Source organism: Paraburkholderia sp. RHO2, from assembly GCF_050955445.1.
In the GTDB taxonomy this organism is placed as follows: domain Bacteria; phylum Actinomycetota; class Actinomycetes; order Mycobacteriales; family Mycobacteriaceae; genus Prescottella; species Prescottella agglutinans_A.
Genome location: NZ_CP162617.1, coordinates 5219856 through 5243453, shown reverse-complemented (window position 1 = coordinate 5243453; position 23598 = coordinate 5219856). Strand labels below are relative to the sequence as shown.

Below are 23598 nucleotides of genomic sequence, written 5' to 3'. Positions count from 1 at the left end.
AATGGATTTGCAACAAAAGATTGTCAACAACTTATTGTGAACGAAGCATTCACCTGGGTCCGTGCGGGATACCGGTGACCGCGACTTCGGTGAGAAGGTGTCAACGATGAGTGCATCGTTGGCGAATCCCGGGCTCGCGCTGTTCGTCCTGTGCGCGGTCATGGTCGCGTGCGCGGCGGTGGTGTACCGGATCGCTCGACTCGGCAGTCCCCTGACGGTGCCGTGGGCGGCGGCGCGTGGCGCGCTGCAACTCGCCGCGGTGTCGCTGATCCTGGCCGCCGCCCTCGCGCATCTCTGGTCGTCGCTGCTGGTCCTGGCCGTGATGTTCGTGGCGGCCGCAGTGACGGCCGGTCGCCGCGCCGGGGCCGGACGGTCCGCGGCGTGGCTCGCGCTGGCGCTGGCCTGCGGTGTCGGCGCCGTGATCCCACTGATGCTGGTCAGCGGGGTGGTGCCCTTGGAGGGGGTGGCGCTCGTACCGATCGGGGGCATCATCCTCGGCAACGCGATGACCGCGACGGCCCTCGCCGCCAAACGCGGGCTGGATGTGATCGACCAGCGACGGGGCGAGGTCGAGGCAGGGTTGAGCCTCGGATTCAGCGTTCGCGATGCCCGCATGGAGGTGGTCGGACCGTCCGCCTCCGACGCGCTCCTGCCCGGGCTCGACCAGACCCGGACAGTGGGCCTGGTGACGCTGCCGGGCGCGTTCGTCGGGGTGCTGCTGGCCACAGGCTCCGCGGTCCAGGCCGGCGCGGTGCAGATCCTGGTGCTCGTGGGCGTGCTGCTGGCGCAGGCGTGCGCGGTGGCGGTCGCGATGGAACTCGTCGCCCGCGGGGTGGTGCACCGGCCGGGCTCGCACCCGTTGCGGTGACACGCCGGCGCATTCCGTCCATCCGCGGAACACAGACGGAACACTGGGTGAACACTCGGTACTTCTCCCCTTCCGAGTTGAACGAGCGTCCGGGATCCGTTGTGATCCAGTGGTGTTCGAGAAGATTGAGACTGGAGTCGTGAGCCGTCGCGGACTGTTGCGAGGTTCGGTGGTGCTGGCGGGTGCCGGCGTCGCCGCCGCCGCCACGGGACGGGCCGCGGCCGCGGTTCCGGCACCCGGATTCGTCCACGGCGTCGCGTCCGGCGACCCGCTCCCCGACCGCGTCATCATCTGGACCCGCATCACCCCGTCCGGCGACGCGCTGCCGGGTTCGGGAGTGGGACAGACCGTCTCGCTGACCTGGCAGGTCGCGACCGACTCGGGCTTCGCGAACGTCGTGCGCGACGGCGCGGTGAACGCTGGCACCGACACCGACCACACCGTCAAGGTCGACGTGACGGGCTTGCGTCCCGGCACCGGCTACTACTACCGGTTCACGGCGCTCGGGCAGACGTCGCCGGTCGGACGCACCCGCACCGCCCCCGCCACCGACGCGGACCTCGGGCGCCTGCGGTTCGGTGTCGTCTCGTGCTCCAACTGGGAGGCGGGCTACTTCGCGTCGTACCGGTTCCTGGCCGAGCGCGACGACCTCGACGCGATCCTCCACCTCGGTGACTACATCTACGAGTACGGTCGCGGCGAGTACGGGGCGCGGGGCGGTTCGGTGCGCCTCCACGATCCGGCGCACGAGATCGTCTCGCTCGCCGACTACCGGATCCGGCACGCGCAGTACAAGACCGACCCGGATCTCATGGCGCTGCACGCGAAGGTGCCGTTCATCGCGACGTGGGACGACCACGAATCGGCCGACAACTCGTACGACGGCGGCGCGGAGAACCACGATCCCGCCACCGAGGGCGACTGGGGTGCCCGCAAGGCTGCGTCGACGCGCGCCTACTTCGAGTGGATGCCGGTGCGGGTCAACGGCACCGGCGCCGACGCCGCACTGTACCGCCGGTTCCGGTTCGGCTCGCTCGCCGAGATCTCGATGCTGGACCTGCGCACCTACCGCGACCAGGAGGCCTCCGCCGGTGCCGGGTGGCGCACAGTGGACTCGCCCGACCGGACGATCGCCGGTCGCGCGCAGATGGATTGGCTCACCGGCGGCATCGTGACGTCGCCGACGCGGTGGAAGATCGTCGGCAACCCGGTGATGATCACGCCGTGCGTGTTCCCGCCGCTCGACAACCGCACCATGGGCGCGATCACCGACATGATCGGCGTTCCCGATGCGGGCATCCCGTACAACACCGACCAGTGGGACGGCTACACCGCCGACCGCCGCCGCCTGTTCGACGCGATCACCACCAACGGGGTCCGCAACACCGTCTTCCTCACCGGTGACATCCACACGTCGTGGGCGTGCGACCTGCCGGTGGATGCGGCGAACTACCCGGGCGCCGGGACTGTCGGCACCGAGTTCGTGGTGCCGTCGGTGACGTCCCCCAACATCGACGACATGCTGAAGGTTCCGCCGCGAACCGCGACCGTCGCTGCGGAGGAGGGCTTCAAGGCGATCAACCGTCATGTCCGGTACGTCGAACTCGATTCGCACGGTTACGGCGTGTTCGAGGTGGACAAGCAAGGCGCGCAGATGGACTGGTTCTACGTCAGCGACCCGACGGACCCGCGCGGGACGGTGCGGCACGCGGTGAGCTACCGGGTGGCCGACGGCACGCAGCAGGCGCATCCGGTCGCGGGTCCGCTCGATCCTGCCGGATATCGCCCGGGCGCGTGAGCGCGGCGCGCCTCGGTGCGTCGCCGGCATGATCTGACTGGAGATCCCGAACTCGTCGCGGTGGGTGACCTGACCGACTCGTAACCTCACCCGACGCACCCGCTGTAGCCGGCACCCTCTCTTCTGTGGGTGTCGGCTACAACGCTGTTCAGGGACGAGCTGTTCGGAGAGCGCGTCGTTCAGGCCGCGCGCGGTCCGGCGCGGCCGCGGGCGGGGATCGGGTTGCGGTGTGGATCGACCGAGGTGGGGGGAGTGAACCAGGGTCCGCGATCGCTACCGATCTGCACCTGCCAGTGCGAGTGGTGCAGGAGGCGGTGATGGTATCGGCAGAGCAGTACCAGGTTGTCGAGGTCGGTGGGGCCGCCGTCCGCCCAGTGTTGGATGTGGTGGCCTTCGCAGTGGGCCGGTGGTGCGCCACATCCGGGGAAGGCGCAGCCGTGGTCGCGGGCTATGAGGGCGCGGCGCTGCTTCTTGGAGACGGTGCGGGTGGTGCGGCCGGCATCGAGGGGGATGCCGTCGTCCATCACGATCGGCGTGAGGTGACAGTCGCACGTGAGTCGGCGGGCGGATGCGATGGAGAGCGGGCCCATGTGAGGCGTCCACGCGACATCGTTGTCGCCGAACAGGTCTGGATAGTGGTCGGGGTTCTTGCTGCCGTGGTCGGCGTCGGCGCGCGCCAGGTCTTTCGCGTTGACGTGGAGGGAGAGATGTGGTCGTTCGCCGCCCTCGACGGGTGCCGTGCCGGAGTTGAGATAGTAACCGAGGATTTCGGTGAAGGCTTGGGCGCGAAGCTGTCCCGGTGTGCGCGTGTTCGTAGGGTCGTCTACAGGGTTGCGCGGCTTGGTCAACGAGGAGAGGGCAGTGAGGAGCATTTCGCCTGCCTCGGAATCGAAGTCGCCTTTGACTGCAACGCGCCCGTTGAGCGTCTTGGAGGCGTGGAACTCATTGCGGTCGGTGTCCTCGCTGGGCGGAAGTTCGTCGGATTCGAAGATGCGCTCGAGTCGGGCGATGCAGGTGCGCACGGTCATCGTGGTCGCGGCGGGTCCGGTGGCGCAGTCCAGCAATACTTTCCGGCACGAATCCATCGCTTCGGCGGGCATGCCGCGCGGCGGCTGTTCGCAGAATTTGGTGATGAGGGCGGCGTGCTCGGCGGAGATCTGCCCGTCGTGGAAGGCGTCGGCAATCACGGGTTCGCGGCGTAGCGCTTTCGCCAGTGACAGGATGCGTGCGGCTGCCGGCACCTCCAGCAGTGTGTTCGAGGCCAGCCAGAGTTTGACGCTGCGGAAGCCGAGGGTATCGAAAGAAACTGCACGCGCGTCGATTTCGGCCACTGCGGCGATCCGGAGGGCCTCGAGGCGCTCGATTTCTCGGGAGAGGTCGACCGTGGCGGTCAGGAGGTCCGATTCGGGGAGGGCGCGCACCTCGTCGGCGCGCAGCGTGGTGGCCGCGATGCCTGTTGCGTCGAGTCCCCCCGGATTCATGCTGCAACCCTAGTTCGAACTCATGTTCGAGTCAAGGGCTTTCTGGTGCGTCAGATCTTCTGGCAGAGTCCCGGCGTTTGCGATCCGGGCACAGGCTACGTCTTGTCCGGGGAGGTGTCCGGCGCCGAGGCAGCCGGTCGGCACGGGGTGTCGGACATGTCGGTGTCGAAGTGGAAGCAGCAGTTCCTCGACACCGACCGGCAGCGTCTCGAAGAACAACCGTCCGGCCCTGCCGGGCACCGCGGCACCGTCGAGAAGCGGCGCCTGTGCAGCGAGAAGGAACAGTTGAAACTAGCCCTGGCGGAAGCGACGGTGCAGCTGCGGACTTGGCGGCACGGCGCGAAGCTGGTCGATCAGGTCCCTTCGCAACCCTCGAATCCCTGAGAGAGGCTGCCGGGCTGCCGTTCTTTGATGTTCGCACCACTCGCGCAGATCCCCGAACGCGCCTATCGCCACCGACTATCCAGGCATCGGGTCGGCGACTCGGTCCAGGGACGGTGGCCGGCACCAAGATCGACCGCTATGAGGCAGAGGTAGCGGGGTGAATCTGCGCCGCTCTGACGTTCTCGCCTTCACAATTGACCTGGATGGGCCCGAGACTGCGGTTAGGTTGAACGAGTGTCGACGATCCCAGGTCTGCTGTGCGTCCATGCCCATCCCGATGACGAGTCGCTGTTCACTGGCGGCATTCTCGCCCGCTGCAAGGACGCTGGCCTGCGGACGGCGGTGGTGACGTGCACGCGCCGTGAAGGAGAGACGCGAGTGGACGAACTACGGGCGGCCTTGGAAATCCTCGGTGCCGGTGAGCCACGTCTGCTCGGCTACGACGACAGCGGCACCGGCGGCGACCGATGGCTCTGCGCCGCACCGTTCGACGAGGCCGTCGAGAAGATCGTGGCCCATATCCGCGAGTTTCGGCCGGTCGGCGTGGTTACCTACGATGCGTTCGGAACATACGGCCATCCTGATCACATTCGGGCTCATCGCCTCACACTGGCCGCTGTTGCGGCCTCAGGCTTCGGGCAGCTCTATCCGAGCGCGGGCGACCCCTGGCACCCGTCGCACCTGTACATGGCGACACTGCGACGGTCTTCAATCGCTCGACGTTGGTCCACTCTGTTCTCATCCGAGCCCCCCACTCCCGGGCCCGGTGTTCCCGGAGTCCCCGACGAGCTGGTCAATCTCACGGTGGACGTGCGACCGTGGCTGTCCACCAAATGGAGCGCTCTGCAGGCCCATCGCACCGAAGCCGAACGCGGATCCGGCGCAGCACACTTCGCGAGACTTACTGACGGCCAGCGTGCAGAGCTCCTCGGAGAGGAGAGCTTCATCTATCAGGATCTCCGCAACGACTGCACCACCCCACACTTACTGATGGACGAAACCACCAGTCGGCATTAAGCGTCGCGAAACACCTCCGGCATCCGTCAAACAGCGCGGTACGTCCCGCCAATGTTCGCTGCATGTCGACCGCAGTCGCTCGACGCCGCACGCCTGAATCACCCGTACCGCTTCGTCACCACCACCACGCCGAAGATTCTCGATCGGCGCAGTCTGGATCAACCGCCCGCCCGCAGACCAGAGCGGCCGAGCGAACCTGCCAGATACTTGACGCAAGACAGTTTTTGTCGTGCGTCAGCCGGAGCGGCGCCGGACGTGGATTCTCGGGTTACGGTCGAGGTAGTTCGATCGACCAGGGGGGAAACATGCTGATCGGAGTGTGCGCCTTAGTGCTCGCTGCCGTGTTCCACACCGTCGGGTCTTACCTTTCGGCCCGTGACGATCGCGACCGAGCACTGCCGATGGCGTGGGCGCGCCGTCCAGTCAGACCGGCGCAGGTCGTTCGGCGTCTACACACCGTCGGATGGATAGCGAGCATTGTCGGCGCGCTCTTGATCGGCGACCCGCTCTGGGATTCGAGACCCGGGCTGAGCATCGCGCTCGTCGTCACAGTGCTTGTCGCAGTCAACGGGTTGCCGAGCCTGGTTGTCACGGTGCTTCACGGAAGGTCCGCTCCTGACTCTCGGTGACACGGCCGACAGTAGGCCGCGCACGATGCGCCACGCCGAATTCGTTGAAGAACAAGCTGAGTGGGAGCAAGCCCCTCACGACTTCGGCAACGATTGCGGCCGCGGCCGCGGCCGCGAGTGGACGGTCATGCCCTCGTAGAACCCGGCGTCTCCGGTCGATAACGATTTCGGGGGCACAGAAGTCGATTGGCGCCGTGGCGGCCGGACGTCACCAGTTGCCGGTCAACGGGGGGGCGTGCCGGCTTCACCGGCCCCGGGTGCACGGAGACCGAACTCCGACATGGCAATTGATGACGAGGTCGGGCACCGCGTCCGCAAGTCCGAATGGGCATCAGGGGATACGGCCCGGGCCGGGCCTGATCGCGGCGGCCGATGTGTACCTGATCGTCCGCCTGTGGAAGCCGTCCGATACCGATCCGATGGGCCCTTCCGCGGCGACGTCGGACCCCTCCTGGGCTGAAGACCCTCCGGATACCGTTCGTGAAAAACGTTGCAGGAATGATCGACCCGTACTGGTGTGGCGCCGAGCCGACGAGGAATGGGGGAGGAGACACACTCCTTCCCACTACTAACTTATAGCCGACTGGGGGGCTTGCGGCAAGGCCCCGGTCATGCCGCAGAATCGCTGACCTGAGTCGAAACCCGTGGCTGTGACCGCGCCGCGGGACGTGGGTATCCGAAAGTGCCGCAGCGTCCACGCGAGGCGTCGGAACTGCGGAGCCGGGGAAAGTGAGGGCAAGTGTCAGCTCGAGGATACGAAGACGAACTGCGGGCGGAGAAGGAGTACGTGACGGGGCTCTACGCGCGGCTCGACGCCGAGCGTGCACGGGTGAAGGCCCGCTACAGCGCCGCATTGCGGGGCCGCGGCGGGACCCTCGTGGATCGCGAGGTCGAGGTCCACACCCTGGCCCGCGAAATCCAGCGGCTGGACGTGGCCGACAACGGCCTGTGCTTCGGTCGCTTGGACGGCGTGTCGGGCGAGCGCACTTACGTCGGCCGGATCGGCATCTTCGACGAGGAGCACGACTTCGAGCCGCTGCTCCTCGACTGGCGCGCGCCGGCCGCGCGCCCGTTCTACGTGGCCACCGCCGCCAACCCCGAGGCCATGTGCCGGCGTCGGCAGTTCCATACCTGCGGGCGTCAGGTGGTCGATTTCACCGACGAGGTCTTCGGCCTCCCCGACGGGGCAGAACCGGGCAGTCGAGGAGACTCGGCGCTGCTCGCCGCGGTCAATGCACCACGTGGCGAGGGGATGCGGGACATCGTGGCGACGATCCAGGCCGAGCAGGACGCGATCATCCGGCTCGACCACCCCGGGGTGCTGGTGATCGAGGGCGGTCCCGGCACCGGGAAGACCGTCGTCGCCCTGCACCGGGTCGCCTATCTGCTCTACACACAGCGTGAGCAGATGGAACGCCACGGGGTGCTCGTGGTCGGTCCCAATTCGGCGTTCCTGCACCACATCGATCGCGTTCTCCCGTCGTTGGGCGAGACGAACGTCGTGTTCGCGACCACCGGCGACCTCCTGCCCGGCCTGCACGTCACCGCCGACGACACCCCGGAGGCCGCGCGGCTGAAGGGTTCGCTGCAGATCCTGGACGTGCTCGCCGCTGCGATCGCCGATAGACAGAGGCTGCCCGACGAACCGATTCCGATCGAACTGTCGGGGGTCGCGCTGCAGATCGACGCCGAGATCGCGGCGTGGGCACGGGAGGAAGCGCGGGCCTGCGGACGACCGCACAACGAGGCCCGCACGGTGTTCCGCGAGATCGTCACGTACGTGCTCACCGAGCGCGCGATCGCCCGGATCGGCAAGGGCTGGCTGTCACGCTCGGATCGTCAGGCGTGGGAGCAGATGCGGAGCGAGCTGGTCGAGGAGCTCGAGCAGGATACGAACTTCACGGCGGCACTCGACGCGCTGTGGCCGATCCTCACACCGGAAGTGCTTCTGGCGCAGCTCTACACGTCACCGGAGCGGTTGACGGCGGCCGGTGCCGACGCGGCACTGGGGCGCGCCGACGGCGCCGCCTGGACGGTGTCGGACGTGCCGCTGCTCGACGAACTGATCGACCTGCTGGGTCGGGACGAGCGCCCCGACCCGGCCGCCGAGCGGGAGCGGAAGGCGCGGACCGAGTACGCCGAGAATGTGCTGGACAGCCTCGTCAGCCGCGCGGATCACATGGAGGACGACGACCTGCGCCTGTTCGCGACCGACGTGCTGGACGCCGAGGGACTGGCCGAGCGCTTCGTCGAGCGCGACACGCGTGATCTCGCCGAACGGGCTGCCGCGGATCGGGACTGGACCTACCGGCACATCGTGGTCGACGAGGCTCAGGAGCTGTCCGAGATGGACTGGCGCGTGCTGATGCGGCGCTGCCCGAGCAAGTCCTTCACCGTCGTCGGCGATCTCGCGCAACGGCGGTCGGCGGCCGGCGCGATGTCGTGGGAGGCGATGCTCGAGCCGTACGTGCCCGGCCGCTGGGTCTACCGATCGCTGTCGGTGAACTATCGCACGCCGGCGGAGATCATGGCCGTCGCCGCCGCGCTGCTCGCGGAGTTCGCACCCGGCGCTCGGCCGCCGGAGTCGGTCCGGGCGTGCGGGGTGGATCCGTGGTCCAGACGCGTCACCGACGACGAACTTGCCGTAGCTATCGACGAATTCGTCCGGGAGGAAGCCGGCCGTGAGGGCACCAGCATCGTGATCGGACCGCGGGGAGCGCCGGGCACGGTGCCCGCCGCGGAGACGAAGGGGCTGGAGTTCGACGCCGTCCTGGTGGTGGAGCCGGAACGGATCCTCGCCGACGGTCCACGTGGCGCCGCCGAACTCTACGTCGCCCTCACCCGCGCCACCCAGCGTCTCGGCGTCCTGCACCGGGGACCGTTGCCGCGGTCCCTGAGCGGTCTCGCCGAACTGGGCGCTGGTTGGCCGTAGAGTCGGGGTGGGGCGGGCAGTAATCGGCGAGGGGGAATCGTGTCGACGATGAAGTTTGTGGTGATCGGTGTAGTGGCGAGCGCGAGCGTGCTCGTCGGCTGCACCAGTGAACCATCCGCACCGCAAGCGGATTCGTCACCCCTCGCGCCCGCCACCTCCACGCCAGCCGACCGCACCGGCCGGATGCAGGTCGGCCCGGCCCCCTCCACCGCCTTGCGCGCGCCCGTCACCGCCCTTCCGTCGCCTCCGGACGCGACCGCGCCCACGATCGCCGTCGACGACGTGCGCATCGAGGCGGACGCCGATACCGGAACCACTCGGGTCGTCTACCGGTTCATCGGCACGGGGGTTCCGTTCTGGAGGGCGGGCTACGTCGCCGAGGCCGTCCCGTATCGGGGCGGTCCGAGCTTGGTGCCGGCGGGGCAGGCGATCATGCAGGTCGACATCATGGATACGGCGACGCCGGCGGAGCACCTCTATTCCACCGCAACACCATTGGCGGGACCGGAGGGGGCGCACGTGGCGCAGCTCTTCTTGCTGCCCGACGTGCGCGTCGCGAACGGCGTCACCCAGTCCTTCCTCGGCATTCGCACCGGACCGAGGCCGTTCGAGATCCGCACCGTCGAGGATCCGCCGCAGCTGATCATCGAGATCCGGTGAGGTGGTGTCGAATTCGGCCAGACCCGAAGGAGAGGTCCTCGGCCATCCCGCTCCTGCTCTAAGATCGTCGGGGAAGAATCCGATCCTCGCTCACAGGAGACGCGCGTCGTGTCAACCACTCCCGATCCCGACGATCTACGGCTCAGCGACGACGAGCGCATGCACGCGTTGAACGTGATCGGCGAGCACTATGCGGCAGGACGATTGGATGCGAGCGAGTTCTACGACCGCTCGGAGGCGATCGCGTCGGCGCGCACACTCGACGCTATGCGGGACTCGTTCCGTGGACTTCCCGGCGGGCTGCCGCTCGCGGTGACCGAGGGGCACGTGCGGAAGCTCTCGGTCGGTGGTGACATCGAGTCGGCGGGGGCGGGGCGCCCCGTTGCGTCACCGGGTACCCGCAGCGACGAATCCGATCTCTCCGCGCTTCGGAAGCGGGGTGGGTTGATCGAGTCGCTCGACGGGGTGATCTTCGGTGTCACGCTCGTGGCGTTCCTCGTGCTGCAGTTGATCGTCGACTGGGACTACGCCTGGATCGTCTGGCCCTCGCTGATCGTGACGCTCAGCGTCCCCCGGATGATCCTCAAGTACAGCGACGCCGACGAGGAGATCTACGAGGAGCTGAAGGAGGAGGAGGCGAAGTCGCGCAAGAAGCGCCTCCGGGAGGCAGCCGAACGGATCCAGGAACTCGAGGCCAAGCGCGATCCCGACAAGGCCTGAGCGTCCGTGTCCCTTTTCCGGCTACATTCGAGGGCATGAGCGCACAGCCCGTCGCCCGACGTCGCCGCCTGGTCGTCTGGATCGTCGCCGTGGTCGCGGTGCTGGCGGTGGCGGCGGGCGGGGTGCTGCTGTGGGCTCCCGCGCGGTACCTGCCGTGGGACACCACGTCGTTCCCCGACGTGGACCGGACGGCCCTGACCCCGACACAGGTGAGGATCGTCGACCTGCTCGAGGCCGAGCACGCCGACCAGCGGCCGGGCAGCTTCTACTCCGACGGCGCGAAGGAACCGTGGTGCGCCAATTTCGTCAGCTGGATCATGCGCGAGGCCGGTGAGCCCTTCTCGAACCCGAACTCCGGGTCCTGGCGCATTCCCGGCGTCTACACGCTGCAGGAGTACTACCAATCCCAGGGCAGATTCGAGGCGGCCGGCAACGGCTACACACCCAAGGTCGGTGACGTGGTGTTGTACGACAACGAATTCCGGATCGGCCAGCACACCAACTTCATCGTCGCCGTCGATGGTGACTCCGCCACCACGGTCGGTGGCAACGAACTCGGGAAGATCCGTGTGCACGACCTCGACTGGCAGTCGGACGGCGCCGTCGTCGGGTTCGGGCGGCTGGATTCCTGAGCCGCTCGGGCCGCCCGCGTCCGTCAGCCCCGCATGCTCAGTCGGGCGCACAGATCCCGCGGCGCATCGACGTGCAGGCTCACCCCGGTCACCGTCCGAGGACCACACGACCCCAGGGAACTGTGCTCGACGCCGACGGGCGTGTCGAAGTCGATGTCGATCACCGTGCCGTCCGGACCGGGCAGGTAGAACCGGCTGTCGTGGATGCCCGGCGTGGTGTGCCCGAATCGGCGGGTGGGAAGGGCCCGGACGATCCGGCTGCGGTCGACGGTGAGGATCGTGTCGCGGCCGGATCGCAGCGTCAGTTCGTCGGACGTGACCAGGTGCGGATGGACGACGCGGGCGGCGAACCAGTTGGCGACGGCGACGATGGAGGCCACGGTGATCGCGAGGAGCGCCACGCGTAGCCAGGCCCACGGCACGAGCAGGTGCACCGCGACCGCCTCGACGATGCTCGCGGCGAGGAACGCCGCCGGGATCGCCAGCGTGCCGGCGGTGTACCCGAACGTCGACACGCCCTCACCGGCGCCGTCGACGCGTCCCCGGCACCACAGCCATAGCGACCGGATCACGACGGCACCTTGCCTTCGCCGTCCTCGCCGGCGTCGAGGATCCCGAGCCGTTGCATCAGACGGGTGAGAATCGCGCCCTGCGCGGGGTCGGGAACGAGGTCGGTGATCGGCATGCCGGACTGCGTGCCGGGACGGACCTCGGATTGCCAGTGTTCGAGAACTCCGGAGTCGACGAGCAGCACCCGGACCGCATCCTGCATTGCGTCCGAGAGGGATTCGATCTCGGCTGCGCAGTCCCCCGGACTGCGTCCGCGGACCGCGGCGAACCTGCGGTACAGCGCCACGATCCGCTCCCGGGCCCCCGGATCGGAGAGCAGGCGCGTCGCGGATTCGAAGAACTCCTCGGGGGCCGACCCGGAGATCGCAACCAGTTCCCAGGCATCGCGTTCGCGTTCGAACTCGGCCCGCACCGCCGGATCGGCCTCGGCGGCGATCAATTCGGCGAAGACCAGCGCCAGATCCGACGGCAGTGGGGACACCGGCCGGCCGGCTCGGTGCGCGTCGAGCATCTGCCGCAGCCGGGCACTCTTCGCCGCAAGGACGCGCTGCTCGGCGTCGACGGTGTCGATCAGCGCGGTGAGATCGGCCTCGAGGTCGTCGGCCGCGGCATCGTCGGTGGTGGCGGCCACGATCGACGACACCGATCCGAGGGGCACGCCGGCCCCGGCGAGCCAGCGCACCCGCATCAGGCGAACCAGATCTGCCATGTCGTACTCGCGATACCCGTTCGCCAGTCGCCGGGGTTCGTCGAGAAGACCGAGACGGTGGTAGTGACGGACCGTGCGCGGGGTGGTGCCGGCCGCCTGTGCGAGGTCGCTGATACGCATATCGTCAGCATCAACCATGACGCTGCGTCATAGTCAAGTCTGTGAGGAGAGCCCGGGCATGCGGCGGGCGGGGGTTCAGAACGCCCACCGCAACGCCGCGGCGATCTCCTCGTCCGACGCGTCCGCGAACCGCGCGATCTCCGCGCGGCGGACGTCGACGATGGTCGCGGACAGTTCCGTTCCGAAGGCCGCGGCGAGCATCGTGTCGGCCTCGAAGGCGTCGGTGGCGGCGGCGAGTGAGCTTGGCAGACGGTCGATTCCGCGACGCCGCCGTTGCTCGTCGGTGAGCGCCGCCGGGTCGACATCCACCAGGTCGGGCAGCGCGGCGCCCACGCGGACGCCTGCCAGGCCGGCGAACAGTAGTCCGCCGATACACAGGTAGGGATTGGCCGACAGGTCCAGCACCTTCACCTCGAGGTTCGCGGCCCGCTCCTCCTCTCCGACGCTTCCGGTCACCAAACGCACTGCCGTTTCGCGGTTTTCGTGTCCGCATGCCCGAAACGGCGCGGACCACTGGCCCGGCACCAGCCGCAGGTAGCTCGCGGCCGACGCCGCCCCCACCGCGAGCAGTCCCGGCAGGTGTTCGAGGATCCCCGCGGCGAAAGCCTCCGCCGTGGGCGTCAGCCCGCACGGGCCGCCGCCACCGCTGTGCAGGTTCCGGTTCTCCCGCCACACCGACAGATGGACGTGGCCGCCGTTGCCGACGCCGTCCGCGGTCACCTTGGGGGAGAAGGACACCCGCATACCATGACGGAGGGTGACCGCGCGGATCGTCTCCCGCGCCAGCACGGATGTGTCGGCGGCGCCGAGCGGATCCTCGGCGGCGACCGACAGTTCGAACTGCCCCGACGTGTACTCGGGATGGATCTGCTCCACCCGGACGCCCTGCCGTCCCAGCGCGGCGACCACCTCGGCCAGATAGTCCGACCTCTCGACCACCCGGGTGTAGCCGTACGCCGGTCCGCGGGTGGCGGGCACGAAGTCGTCGCCGCTCTGTCCGACGACCCATTCGGTCTCGATCGCGGCCTTCGCGGTCAGTCCTTCGTCGGCGAGGAGCGCGACGGCCCGGCGGACGACACCGCGGGCATCCTGCGGGTGCAGGTCCCCGTCCTGCGTGTAGCGGTCGACGGGCGCCCACGCCCAGCCGGGCTGCGCCGCGAGCACCGTCAGCCGCCCGAGGTCCGGGATCAGCCGCAGGTCGCCGACGGGGCCGCCGGCGTAGCGACCGGCGACGATCGTGTCGTCGGGGGTAAACGCGTCGAACACCGGCGAGGCCCCCACACCCCACGCGGCGGCGTGCTCCAAACGGCCGAGAGGTACGGCCTTCGTGCGCACGACGCCGCTGTTGTCGACCCAGGGCAGCGCGATGGCGACGACGCCACGCTCGGCCAGGTCGCGGATCAGTCGCGCGGCCTCCAGCGCCCGACCTTCACGTTCGTGCCGATCCATCGCATCTCCCTCGCCCCGGCCCGGTCAGCGGCAGAATGGCGGATGTGGCGCCTTTCCCAGACGATACGCTGCAGCACTCGGGCGGAGATCCGGTTGCGGAGATGGTCGACGCGCTGCCTCTCGTCGACCATCACTGCCACGGTGTCGTGCGTGAGACCCTCGACCGAACGGCCTTCGAGTCGTTGCTGTGCGAGGCCGGCGCGCCCGGACCGTGGCACGGCACCCTCTTCGACACCCAGGTCGGATTGGCGGTGCGTCGGCTGTGCGCCCCGGTCCTCGATCTGCCGGCGCACGTCGGCCCGGACGACTACCTCGAACGGCGCGCCGAACTCGGGCCCGACGAGGTGGCCCGGCGCCTGCTCCGCGCGTCCGGAATATCCGAATTCTTCATGGACACAGGCTTTCTGCGCGAGCGGTTGACGCCGCCGGAGGAGCTGGCGGCGTACACGGGAGCGGGCGCGCACGAGGTCGTGCGGCTCGAACCGATCGCCGAGGAGGTGATTGCCGTGCGCGGGGCCGGCACGTTCGCGGACATGTGCCGCAGCAGGCTGGCCGAGGCATCCCGCACCGCGGTCGCCTTCAAATCCGTTGCAGCCTACCGCGTGGGGCTCGATCTGGCGCCCGAACGCCCGTCCGATGCCGCAGTCTTCACCGCGGCGGTGAGGTGGGCGTCGGATATCGCTGCCGGGGCGCCGGCGCGGTTGGCCGACCGGACCCTGATCCGGTTCCTGATCTGGACCGCCGTGGACGTCGGTCTGCCCATCCAGTTCCACGTCGGCTACGGCGACGCCGACGCCGATCTCGCCCACGGCGATCCGCTGCTGCTGACGCCGCTGCTCCGGGCCACCGCCGGGCGCGGGGTTCCGATCATGTTGCTGCACAACTACCCGTTCCACCGCCATGCCGCCTACCTGGCGCAGGTGTTCGACCACGTGTTCGTCGACGTCGGGCTCGCGGTGCAGAACGTGGGTCCCGACGGTGCGGCCCGCGTGCTGGGGGAGTTGCTCGAACTCGCACCGTTCGGTTCGGTGCTCTTCTCCACGGACGGCTGCGGCCTTCCGGAACTGTTCCACGTCGGTGCCGCCCAGTTTCGGACGGCGCTCACCGGCCTTCTCGAGCGGGAGACGAGGCAAGGGCGTTGGTCGCGCGGCGACGCCGAGCGGGTCGCGCGGATGATCGCCGGTGGCAACGCCCGCCGGACCTACCGGCTCGATTCCTGACGTCCGGCTCAGCCGCCGAGCGATGCTGGTGATCAACGGCGCCGACGACGTTCATGTGCTCCAGGACACCCTGTTGTTCGACGGGCGCCCCGAGACCGAGGTGCATGTGATTCCCGACGCCGGATACTGCGCCGTGAGCTAGACCGATTAGTCCGAAACGCCCGGGAATGTGGGGTTGAGTGACCCACGTCTCTTTCGTGGCGTAGTTTCACCCACGACATGCGCGCCACACCGGCGCGCATCGAGCCAGGAGCAGCCCATGTTCAGTACGATGAATGATTTACCTCTTTCCGTCGCGCAGTTGCTTCGGCACGGAAGTACTGTCCACGCGGACGCGGAGGTCGTCACCTGGACCGAGGCCGGTCCGCGTCGTCGGACCTACGCGGAGGTCGGGCGCCGGTGTGCGCAGTTGGCGCACGCGCTCCGTGGGCTGGGTGTCGAGGGCGACGACCGGGTCGCGACGTTCATGTGGAACAACGCCGAGCACCTCGAGGCGTACCTGGCGGTGCCGTCGATGGGTGCGGTGCTGCACACCCTGAACATCCGGCTGTTCCCGGACCAGTTGATCCACGTGGCCAACCACGCGGAGGACCGGGTGATCATCGTCGACGCGACCCTGATCCCGCTGCTGGCCCCGCAGTTGGCCCAGATGAAGACCGTGGAGCACGTCATCGTCACCGGTGACCAGGCGGCCGGGCTCGAGGCGCCCGAAGGCGTCCAGGTGCACACCTACGAGGGGCTGATCGCCGGTGAACCCACCGACTTCGACTGGCCCGAGATCGACGAGCGTAGCGCCGCCGCGATGTGTTACACCTCGGGCACCACCGGTGACCCGAAAGGTGTTGTCTACTCCCATCGTTCGATCTACCTGCACTCGATGCAGGTGTGCATGAGCGACGGCCCGAATCTGGCCGAGGGCGACCGCGCGCTGGCGGTGGTGCCGCAGTTCCACGCGATGTCGTGGGGGATGCCGTACGCGGCGTTCATGATCGGTGCGTCCCTGATCATGCCGGACCGGTTCCTGCAGCCCGGCCCGCTGGCGGAGCTGATCGCGTCGGAGCGTCCGACGTTCGCGGCGGCGGTGCCGACGATCTGGCAGGGCCTGCACCTGTACCTCGAGCAGCACCCGCAGGACATTTCCTCGATGCGTGAGGTGCTCATCGGCGGTGCCGCGGTCCCGCCGGCCCTGATGCACGCGTTCGAGAACGACCACCAGGTGTCGGTCCTGCACGCGTGGGGCATGACCGAGACGTCGCCGGTCGGGTCCGTGGGCCGTCCACCGGCCGCCAGCACGGGGGAGGAGCGGTGGAAGTACCGCTACATGCAGGGCCGGTTCCCGGCGTCCGTCGAGGCGCGGCTGATCGACGACGAGGGCAACAAGGTGCCGCACGACGGCACCAGCATCGGCGAGCTCGAGGTCCGCGGCCCGTGGATCACGTCGTCGTACTACGGCGTGGACGCGCCGGACAAGTTCCGCGACGGCTGGCTGCGCACCGGGGACGTCGGCTCCATCACGCCCGACGGCTACCTGACGCTGTCGGACCGCACCAAGGACATCATCAAGTCCGGCGGCGAGTGGATCTCCTCGGTCGATCTCGAGAACGCGGTCATGGGTCACCCGGCGGTCGCCGAGGCCGCGGTGATCGGCATCCCGGACGAAAGGTGGGACGAGCGCCCGCTCGTCGCGGTGGTGTTGCGTGAGGGCAGCGAGGCCACCCTCGCGGACGTGCGGGACTTCCTGGCCGACAAGGTCGCCAAGTGGCAGTTGCCGGAGAACTGGGCGGTGATCCAGGAGGTGCCCAAGACCAGCGTCGGCAAGTTCGACAAGAAGCGCCTGCGCGCCGACTTCCACGACGGAAACCTCGACGTCACCCGGCTGTGATGCGATGGACCTGCCACGCCGGCTCGGGGGTTGCCCCGGTCCACGCGCGCAGCAGCGCGTCGCTCGCGGGGAACAGCGGGTGTGGCAGGTCCGCAGGGTCGGCCCAGACCCATTCCGGGAAGATGTGCGGTTCACCGGGGCCGGTGGGGACGCCGGCGCTCCGCGCGTGAACACCGAAGACGACGCCGCCTCGGGCGGAGGCGGCGTCCACGACGACGGCGTACGCGGCGGCGTCCGTCGGGTCACCGATCCCGGACTCCTCGAAGCACTCCCGACGGGCCGCGTCCTCGATCGTCTCGCCCGGCTCGAGATGGCCGCCGGGTAGACACCACGTCTCGGGCTCGGCGGGTTTGACTCTGCGGCCCAGCAGGATTCGTCCGTCGGCGCGTTCCACGACGATGCCGACTCCGACGACGGGGCGTTCGACGGTCATGCGCGCTCGAGGCCGGTGTCGCTCGTCGGCCCGCCGGGTGCGGTCCACTTCGGCACCGGCGGGGCCCAGCTCGTCATCGCGGTGCGCACGTCGGCGAGGTCGCCGGCGATCGTCAGTGCGTCCCGCTGGTGCGCGCCGACGAATCCGGTGTCGACCAGGTGATCGATCAACGTGACGAGCGGCCGCCAGAAGCCGTCGGCGGCGAGCAGGAACACCGGCTTGGTGTGCAGACCGAGCTGCTGCCACGTCCAGATTTCGAAGAACTCGTCCAGCGTGCCGGCGCCGCCCGGCAGGACCACGAACGCGTCCGCGAGCGCGGCCATGCGTTGCTTGCGCTCGTGCATCGATTCGACGACCTCGAGGGACGTCAGGCGCGGATGGGCGATCTCCTTGTCCGCGAGGTGCCGCGGAATCACCCCGATCGCCTCGCCGCCGCCGGCGACGACCGCGTCGGCCACCGCGCCCATCAGCCCGACCCTCCCGCCGCCGTACACCAGACCGATCCCGGCCGCGGCCAGGTCACGGCCGAAGTCCGTGGCGGTCCGGAGATGGGCGGGATCGCGCCCGGTCGCCGACCCCATGAATGCGGTGATCCTCATTCCACTCCTCGAAATGCAACGCGACGTTGCGTTGCACTTTACCGCGTGGCAGGGTCTGGGCATGACGGTAACCACTGCCGCAGCGGGTCGAGGCGGCCCCCGCAAGCGGGACCTCGTGCTGCAGACCGTCGTCGACGAACTCGCGGCGACGCCGTACGCGCAGCTGACGGTCGAACGCATCGCAGCGGCGAGCGGGGTGCACAAGACCACGCTGTACCGGTGGTGGTCGGGCAAAACCGAACTGGTCGCCGACGCCCTCGCGACCCTGATGGACACCGGGCCGGTGCCCGACACCGGAAGCACGCGTTCCGATCTCGTCGAGTGGCTCACCGGCACCGTGCGCAACTATGCCGGTTCGCCGCTCGGTGTCGCGATGCCGGCACTCGTCAGTGACCTGGCCAGGACGCCCGAGGGGCTCGAGGCCTTCCGCGCCGCGTTCCTCACCGAACGCCGCGCCAACTGTGCCGAGGTGATCGAGAGGGGAGTGGCGCGCGGGGACCTGCCGGCCGATCTCGACGTCGACCTGTTCATGGACACGCTCGCGGGCGCGGTGTTCTACCGCCAGGTGGTGACCGGCGGCCGCGTCGACGCGGACACCGCGGAGCGAGTGGTCGACCTGCTGCTGCCGGTCGCACGGGACGCTCGCCGGTAGCGAGGTGACCGAATGTCACATCCGTTCGGTTGGACTGAACCGGTGTGACATTCGGCTACGTCGGGTGGCGCCCGCCAGGAGGGCGGCCACCACGAGAACGGCTGCGGCGCAGAGGAACGCCGAGCGGAACCCGTCTCCCAGCATCGGTGCCACTACGAGCGGTCCGAGGATCTGGCCGAGGCCGTAGATCGCGGTCAACGCCGCCGCCGCCCGCGGAATGCCCAGCCCGAGGGCCGAATCCATGGCCAGCAGGGTGATGCCCATGAACGTCCCGCCGAAGAGGATCGCGGCGACCAGTGCCGCCGCCGGACCCGCGACCAGCGCGGGCAGGAGTGCGGAGACGGCTTGCAGCAGAAGTGCGAGCGCGAGAAGCGACTCGGCCGACCAGCGGCGTAGTGCCTTTGCCCACAGCAGGGGAGAGGGCACCGCGGCGAGCCCCACCACCACCCATGCCGCCGGTCCGGTCCACGCCGCGCCGCCGGCCGACACCGCCGCCACCAGGAATGTCCCGAGGATGATGTAACCGAGACCCTCCAGGAAGTAGCTGGCGCCGAGGGTCCACCACCGCGCCGACGGCTTGGTGCGCGGTCGAGAGCCGCCGGAAGGTCGCGGTGGAGGAGTCCCCGGCGGCAGGCTCCAGGCGATTGCGGCGAAGCCGGCCGTGATCGCCGCGGCGACGACCCACAGAACGCTCCACGACGTGATCGGCCCCAGCACCGCGACGAGAACTCCGGAGGTCGCGATGCCGGCCCCGACGCCGGTGAACGTCACCCCGGCCGACGGATGACCGACTACCGCGGTGGCGCAGTACACGAAGACCGCGGCGCTGGCGATGCCGGCCACGACGCGCGTGGTCAGCCACAGGCGCACGTCGGTGCCGGTGATCATCACGAGTTCGCTCGCGATCAGCGCGACGATCGACGCGTGGAACAGGGGGCGTGAGCGTGTTCCCGACGGGTACACGGCCAGCGCGATCGCGCCCAGGAAGTAGCCGAGGTAGTTGGCGGTCGCGACGAGTGCGGTGTCCGAGTGCGAGACCCCGGTCTGTTCCTGCATCAGGGGGAGCAGGGGTGTGTACACGAATCGGCCGACACCCATCGCAGCCGCGAGGCCGGCCGCGCCGCGAACCACCGTCGCGCGGGCGTACCGGGGCGGAGCGCATGTTTCGGCCGGGAGCGGCAGGTTCACTTCGATCCCCTTCGTCGCCCCGACGTTATGCGTGGCCGATGGCCGCACGGAAATGCCGCTTCGACGGAATCTATGCTCGATGGTTATGAATGTCGAGTTGCGGCATCTGCGGGCGCTGGTCGCGGTGATCGACGCCGGGACCTTCACGGCGGCGGCCGAGCGGCTCAACATCACACAACCTGCGCTCACCCGGACGATCCAGCAACTCGAGGCGACGCTCGGAACCCGGCTGCTGGAGCGGACGTCCCGGTCGATGACACCGACCGAGGACGGGCGGGCGTTCACGGAGCGAATTCGACTCGTCCTCGGTGATCTGGACGCCGCGATCGCGTCCGCGCAGGCAAACCGGACGGTGCGACTCGGATTCAGCTGGCTGCTCCCCGATCCGTGGGCACACGACACGATCGCTGCGTGCGAGGAACGCTCCGGCGCGCGAGTGTTGTTGCAGCGGTGCGACGACCCGGTGACGGCGCTTCGCGACGGCGTCGTCGATGCGGCTGTGATGCGCGGGGAGGTCCCCCGTGGGGCGCTGGCCGTACACCACTTGTTCTGGGAGCCACGGATCGCCGCGGTCAGCGCCCGCTCACCCCTCGCCGCGCGGGACGCCGTCACGTGGGACGAACTGGGGACCTATCCACTGGTCGTCAACACCCTGACCGGGACGACGAGAGCCGAGTCCTGGACCGAGCCAGACCCGAACCGAGAGATCGTGACCTGCACCAACTTCGACGAGTGGCTCGAGCTTGTAGCGGCCGATCGGGGTGTCGGCGCGGTGCCGGTGGCCGCGCGCCGCCGCGTCCACCATCACCACGTCAGATTCGTCGACATCGTCGACGCGGTGCCCACTGCGGTGAGCCTCGTCTACGTCGCGAGCCGCGTGACTCCGCTGATGCGGGTCCTGCGGGACTGCGCGCTCGTCGAGGCCCACCGCCTCCGGGGCTGAGTCAGCCCACCTGTCGTTCGCCGACCGTCACCTCGGCGCCCACGGCACGCCGCAGTGCGGCCGCGAGAGCCTGCCGGTCGTTGCCGTCGACCACCGCGGCGATGTGGGCGTCGGGCCGGACGACCCACACCTCGTTCGCCTCGGCTCTGGTTGCGGCCGTGAGCAGTCCGCTGGTGTCGACGTCGGCCAGCGCGTGGAGCCGGATCGGGGCGTGCGTCGCATCCAGCGCGATCTGCCGAATGTCGGCCGGGTCCACGGCGGCGCCGTGCAGCAGCAGGACACCGTGCCGGGCGATCTCCCGCAGCCGGGCGCAGTCCTGGCCACGCACGGTCGCTGGCACGTCCGGGACCAGCACGCCCGGAACCGGGGCGGGTGAGACACCCCGGTCCGGACGGCCGGTGAACGGACGCCGGGCATCCGGCGTCGTCAGTGGTGAGTCGACATACCAGAAGGGTTCGGCCAGACGGCCCGAGTCCACTGCGGCCCGCGCCGCGGGATCGGTCGCCGCGGCCTCGAGCACGGCCTTGCGGCGGGCGTGCTGCTCGTCGGTTTGCGGCACCAGGAAGTCCATCGTGGCGGACGTGACCTCCAGGTTCTCCGCCGCGGCCGCCCGCCGCTCGAGGTCGTAGGTCTCGAGCAGCGACGGGTCGGCCCAGCCGCGCAGCACGAACGCCAGCTTCCACGCCGCGTTCTCGGCGTCACCGACACCGGAGTTGAGGCCGCGCGCACCGAACGGCGAGACGATGTGCGCGCAGTCACCGGCCAGCAGGACCCGGCCCACCCGCATGCGGTCCGCCAGTCGGGCATGGAAGCGGTACACCGACTTCCATACGATCCGGTAGGGCTTGTCGCCGATGATCTGCCGGATCCGGGTGTTCAGCGCGCCGCTCTCCGCCTCGGCGTCGAGGTCGTAGTCGCCGGGCACCTGCCAGTCGATGCGGAACGTCGAGTCGGGGCACGGGTGGATGAGCACCTGCCGGCCCGGATTCCACTCCGGGTCGAAGTAGAAGCGCCGCTCGCTGGCCCATCCCGGGATGTCGGCCTGGATGTCGCAGATGAGGAACTTGTCGTCGAACGAGCGGCCGGGGAATCCGACGCCGAGCTGCCGGCGCAGTTCGCTGCTGCGCGAACCGGTGGCCATCACCGCGTAGTCGGCCGCCACCGTCACCGTCCCGGCATCGGTCGCGCACTCGAGCCGCACCTCGGACGCGTCCTGGTCGATCCGCGCGACGTCGTGGCCCCACCGCACCTCGATGAGCGGCTGCGCGGCGATGGCCTCGTCGAGCAGTTCCTCGGTGCGTGCCTGGGAGACGTTGACGAAGGGCGGGAACGGCGACTGGCCGTGATCGACGAACTGCTGTGCGAACAGCTCGTTCTCGCGGTGGAACGTGCGCGCGGTGTCCCACGTGACGCCCTCGGACGCGATCTGTTCCCCGACGCCGATCGCGGCCCACACCTCGAGCACGTCCCGCTGCTGGCAGATGGCCTTGGACCCGATCGGGTCCCGCTCGGCCCGGCCGTCGAGCAGCACGACCCGCACGCCCCATCGGGCGAGCAGCAGCGCCGTGGTCTGGCCCACCGGCCCGTTGCCGATCACCGCCACGGTGCCCGTGTGAATGTGGTTGACGCCCATCGCAAATCCTCCTGATGCTCGACCGACTCAGCCCTGCAGCTGGGCCCAGACCTCGCGGTCGCGCTCCGCCGTCCAGATCACCGGGCGCTCGATGCCGGAGAGCTCGTCCCACACACGGGAGACGTCGAACGGCAGACAGTGCTCGAAGATCGGCCAGTGGCCGTAGCGCTCGAACAGGGCGGCGTGGGTGGCCTCGAACGCCTCCTTGAGGGTGCCGCCGCGCTGCTGCACCGCGTCGACCTCGGTGATCATCACGTTCAGGAAGTGGCGGGTCTGCTCGATCGCGGCGTCGACCTCCTCGCGGCCGCGGCTCACGGCACCGCGTCCGCCGATCAGCGCCTCGGCGCCGAGCGCCTTGATGCGGTCGAGAGTGCCTGCGGCCCAGTCGCGGTGGAAGGCGTCGCCGGTGTAGAGCGCGGCCTGCGCCTCGACGAGGTCGCCGGCGAACAGGATCTTCTGCTGGGGCAGCCACGCGACGATGTCGCCCTCGGTGTGTCCGCGTCCGAGGTGCTTGAGCACCAGGTCGCCGCGGTCACCGCCGAGGTCGATGGTCAGTTCGTCGGAGAACGTCATGGTGGGCCACGTGAGGCCGGGCACCGACTCGGCGCCCTTCGCCAGCCGCGGCATACGGCCGAACTCGGATGCCCAGTCCTCCTTGCCGCGCTCTGCGATCAGCTTGCGGGTGTTGTCGTGCGCGACGATGATCTCGGCGTCGAACGCGGACGCGCCCAGGACGCGCACCGCGTGGTAGTGCGAGAGCACCAGGTAGCGCACCGGCTTGTCGGTGTGCTGGCGCAGCTTGGCGAGCCAGTCCTGCGCGGCGACGGGCGTCGCGAGGGCCTCGAAGCACACGAGGAAGTCCTCGCCCTCGATCGCGCCCAGGTTGGGGTCGCCCTCGGCCGTGAGCGCGTAGACGCCGTCGGCGAGGACCTCCAGGGTCTGTTCCTTCTCGCCGAGATCGGCGGAGGAGGCGAAGGACAGTTCAGCCATCAGGTCACCTCGAATAGTCAAAGCTTTGATTGATATTGCGGACAAGGTAAGCCGTGTCACAGGAGATATGCAAGTCTTTGACGAAATCC

Annotated in this window: 21 protein-coding genes; 12 read left to right on the top strand and 9 right to left on the bottom strand. The window is 69.1% G+C overall.

The genetic code is table 11. The features are described from left to right. The first annotated feature begins 106 nt into the window (after positions 1 to 106). On the top strand, positions 107 to 868 hold the full coding sequence (locus ABTV10_RS24335) for an ABC transporter permease (protein ID WP_499031284.1): 762 nt from the start codon (positions 107 to 109) through the stop codon (positions 866 to 868). Between the two features lie 139 nt (positions 869 to 1007). Beyond that, a complete protein-coding gene (locus ABTV10_RS24330) occupies positions 1008 to 2666 on the top strand; it encodes an alkaline phosphatase D family protein (RefSeq protein ID WP_499031281.1) in 1659 nt (552 codons plus the stop codon). Between the two features lie 179 nt (positions 2667 to 2845). Here ABTV10_RS24330 and ABTV10_RS24325 read toward each other — a convergent pair whose 3' ends face one another. Further along, positions 2846 to 4147, bottom strand: a complete 1302-nt coding sequence (locus ABTV10_RS24325; protein WP_499031278.1) for an HNH endonuclease signature motif containing protein — start codon at positions 4145 to 4147, stop codon at positions 2846 to 2848. Between the two features lie 156 nt (positions 4148 to 4303). On the opposite strand from ABTV10_RS24325, the gene ABTV10_RS24320 reads away from it, so the two are divergent. The 6 genes from ABTV10_RS24320 to ABTV10_RS24295 all read left to right on the top strand — a co-directional run bounded on the left by ABTV10_RS24320 (position 4304) and on the right by ABTV10_RS24295 (position 11121). Next, positions 4304 to 4531: a hypothetical protein gene (locus tag ABTV10_RS24320; RefSeq protein WP_499031275.1), complete on the top strand. Its 228-nt coding sequence runs from the start codon at positions 4304 to 4306 to the stop codon at positions 4529 to 4531. A 234-nt stretch (positions 4532 to 4765) separates the two neighbouring features. After that, positions 4766 to 5548 (top strand): PIG-L family deacetylase, encoded by a 783-nt coding sequence (locus ABTV10_RS24315; RefSeq protein ID WP_499031273.1) that lies wholly within the window; start codon positions 4766 to 4768, stop codon positions 5546 to 5548. A gap of 1368 nt (positions 5549 to 6916) precedes the next feature. Then, on the top strand, positions 6917 to 9109 hold the full coding sequence (helR, locus tag ABTV10_RS24310; protein WP_499031270.1) for an RNA polymerase recycling motor ATPase HelR: 2193 nt from the start codon (positions 6917 to 6919) through the stop codon (positions 9107 to 9109). A 48-nt stretch (positions 9110 to 9157) separates the two neighbouring features. Then, positions 9158 to 9769 carry an AMIN-like domain-containing (lipo)protein gene (locus ABTV10_RS24305; protein ID WP_499035237.1) on the top strand — a complete coding sequence of 204 codons (612 nt, stop codon included), beginning with the start codon at positions 9158 to 9160 and terminating at the stop codon, positions 9767 to 9769. 108 nt (positions 9770 to 9877) lie between these two features. Continuing rightward, positions 9878 to 10489: a DUF1707 SHOCT-like domain-containing protein gene (locus ABTV10_RS24300; protein ID WP_499031268.1), complete on the top strand. Its 612-nt coding sequence runs from the start codon at positions 9878 to 9880 to the stop codon at positions 10487 to 10489. Between the two features lie 35 nt (positions 10490 to 10524). Then, complete coding sequence (locus ABTV10_RS24295; protein ID WP_499031265.1) at positions 10525 to 11121, top strand: CHAP domain-containing protein; 597 nt, start codon at positions 10525 to 10527, stop codon at positions 11119 to 11121. 23 nt (positions 11122 to 11144) lie between these two features. Here ABTV10_RS24295 and ABTV10_RS24290 read toward each other — a convergent pair whose 3' ends face one another. From ABTV10_RS24290 to ABTV10_RS24280, 3 genes are all read right to left on the bottom strand, one after another. Continuing rightward, positions 11145 to 11693 carry a hypothetical protein gene (locus ABTV10_RS24290; protein ID WP_499031263.1) on the bottom strand — a complete coding sequence of 183 codons (549 nt, stop codon included), beginning with the start codon at positions 11691 to 11693 and terminating at the stop codon, positions 11145 to 11147. Next, positions 11690 to 12520 (bottom strand): MerR family transcriptional regulator, encoded by an 831-nt coding sequence (locus ABTV10_RS24285; RefSeq protein ID WP_499031261.1) that lies wholly within the window; start codon positions 12518 to 12520, stop codon positions 11690 to 11692. Before ABTV10_RS24285 ends, ABTV10_RS24290 begins: the two co-directional genes overlap by 4 nt. A gap of 75 nt (positions 12521 to 12595) precedes the next feature. After that, positions 12596 to 13969, bottom strand: a complete 1374-nt coding sequence (locus ABTV10_RS24280) for a glutamine synthetase family protein (RefSeq protein WP_499031258.1) — start codon at positions 13967 to 13969, stop codon at positions 12596 to 12598. Positions 13970 to 14013: 44 nt separating this feature from the next. Between ABTV10_RS24280 and ABTV10_RS24275 the strand changes: the two genes are divergently transcribed. Together ABTV10_RS24275 and ABTV10_RS24270 are read left to right on the top strand one after the other, a co-directional pair. After that, positions 14014 to 15189, top strand: coding sequence for an amidohydrolase family protein (locus ABTV10_RS24275; protein WP_499031256.1), 1176 nt, complete (start codon positions 14014 to 14016; stop codon positions 15187 to 15189). Between the two features lie 271 nt (positions 15190 to 15460). Next, a complete protein-coding gene (locus tag ABTV10_RS24270) occupies positions 15461 to 17071 on the top strand; it encodes a long-chain fatty acid--CoA ligase (protein WP_499031254.1) in 1611 nt (536 codons plus the stop codon). Here ABTV10_RS24270 and ABTV10_RS24265 read toward each other — a convergent pair. Together ABTV10_RS24265 and ABTV10_RS24260 are read right to left on the bottom strand one after the other, a co-directional pair. Next, the gene (locus tag ABTV10_RS24265; RefSeq protein ID WP_499031251.1) at positions 17058 to 17504 is read right to left on the bottom strand and encodes an NUDIX domain-containing protein; all 447 of its coding nucleotides are present in this window, start codon (positions 17502 to 17504) and stop codon (positions 17058 to 17060) included. The two genes, ABTV10_RS24270 and ABTV10_RS24265, sit on opposite strands and share 14 nt — an antisense overlap. After that, complete coding sequence (locus ABTV10_RS24260) at positions 17501 to 18103, bottom strand: LOG family protein (RefSeq protein WP_499031248.1); 603 nt, start codon at positions 18101 to 18103, stop codon at positions 17501 to 17503. Before ABTV10_RS24260 ends, ABTV10_RS24265 begins: the two co-directional genes overlap by 4 nt. A 13-nt stretch (positions 18104 to 18116) precedes the next feature. Here ABTV10_RS24260 and ABTV10_RS24255 point away from each other — a divergent pair, with 13 nt between their 5' ends. Continuing rightward, positions 18117 to 18755: a TetR/AcrR family transcriptional regulator gene (locus tag ABTV10_RS24255; RefSeq protein WP_499031246.1), complete on the top strand. Its 639-nt coding sequence runs from the start codon at positions 18117 to 18119 to the stop codon at positions 18753 to 18755. A gap of 15 nt (positions 18756 to 18770) precedes the next feature. Here ABTV10_RS24255 and ABTV10_RS24250 read toward each other — a convergent pair whose 3' ends face one another. Continuing rightward, entirely contained in the window at positions 18771 to 19943 is a 1173-nt protein-coding gene (locus ABTV10_RS24250; RefSeq protein WP_499031243.1) for a YbfB/YjiJ family MFS transporter, read from the bottom strand. Positions 19944 to 20022: 79 nt separating this feature from the next. Between ABTV10_RS24250 and ABTV10_RS24245 the strand changes: the two genes are divergently transcribed. Further along, a complete protein-coding gene (locus ABTV10_RS24245) occupies positions 20023 to 20886 on the top strand; it encodes a LysR family transcriptional regulator (RefSeq protein WP_499031241.1) in 864 nt (287 codons plus the stop codon). Between the two features lies 1 nt (position 20887). Here the strand turns inward: ABTV10_RS24245 and ABTV10_RS24240 are convergent, their stop codons facing one another. Both ABTV10_RS24240 and ABTV10_RS24235 read right to left on the bottom strand, forming a co-directional pair. Next, positions 20888 to 22519 (bottom strand): FAD-dependent monooxygenase, encoded by a 1632-nt coding sequence (locus ABTV10_RS24240; RefSeq protein WP_499031238.1) that lies wholly within the window; start codon positions 22517 to 22519, stop codon positions 20888 to 20890. A gap of 27 nt (positions 22520 to 22546) precedes the next feature. After that, positions 22547 to 23509: an MBL fold metallo-hydrolase gene (locus ABTV10_RS24235; RefSeq protein WP_499031235.1), complete on the bottom strand. Its 963-nt coding sequence runs from the start codon at positions 23507 to 23509 to the stop codon at positions 22547 to 22549. Positions 23510 to 23598 lie beyond the last annotated feature (89 nt).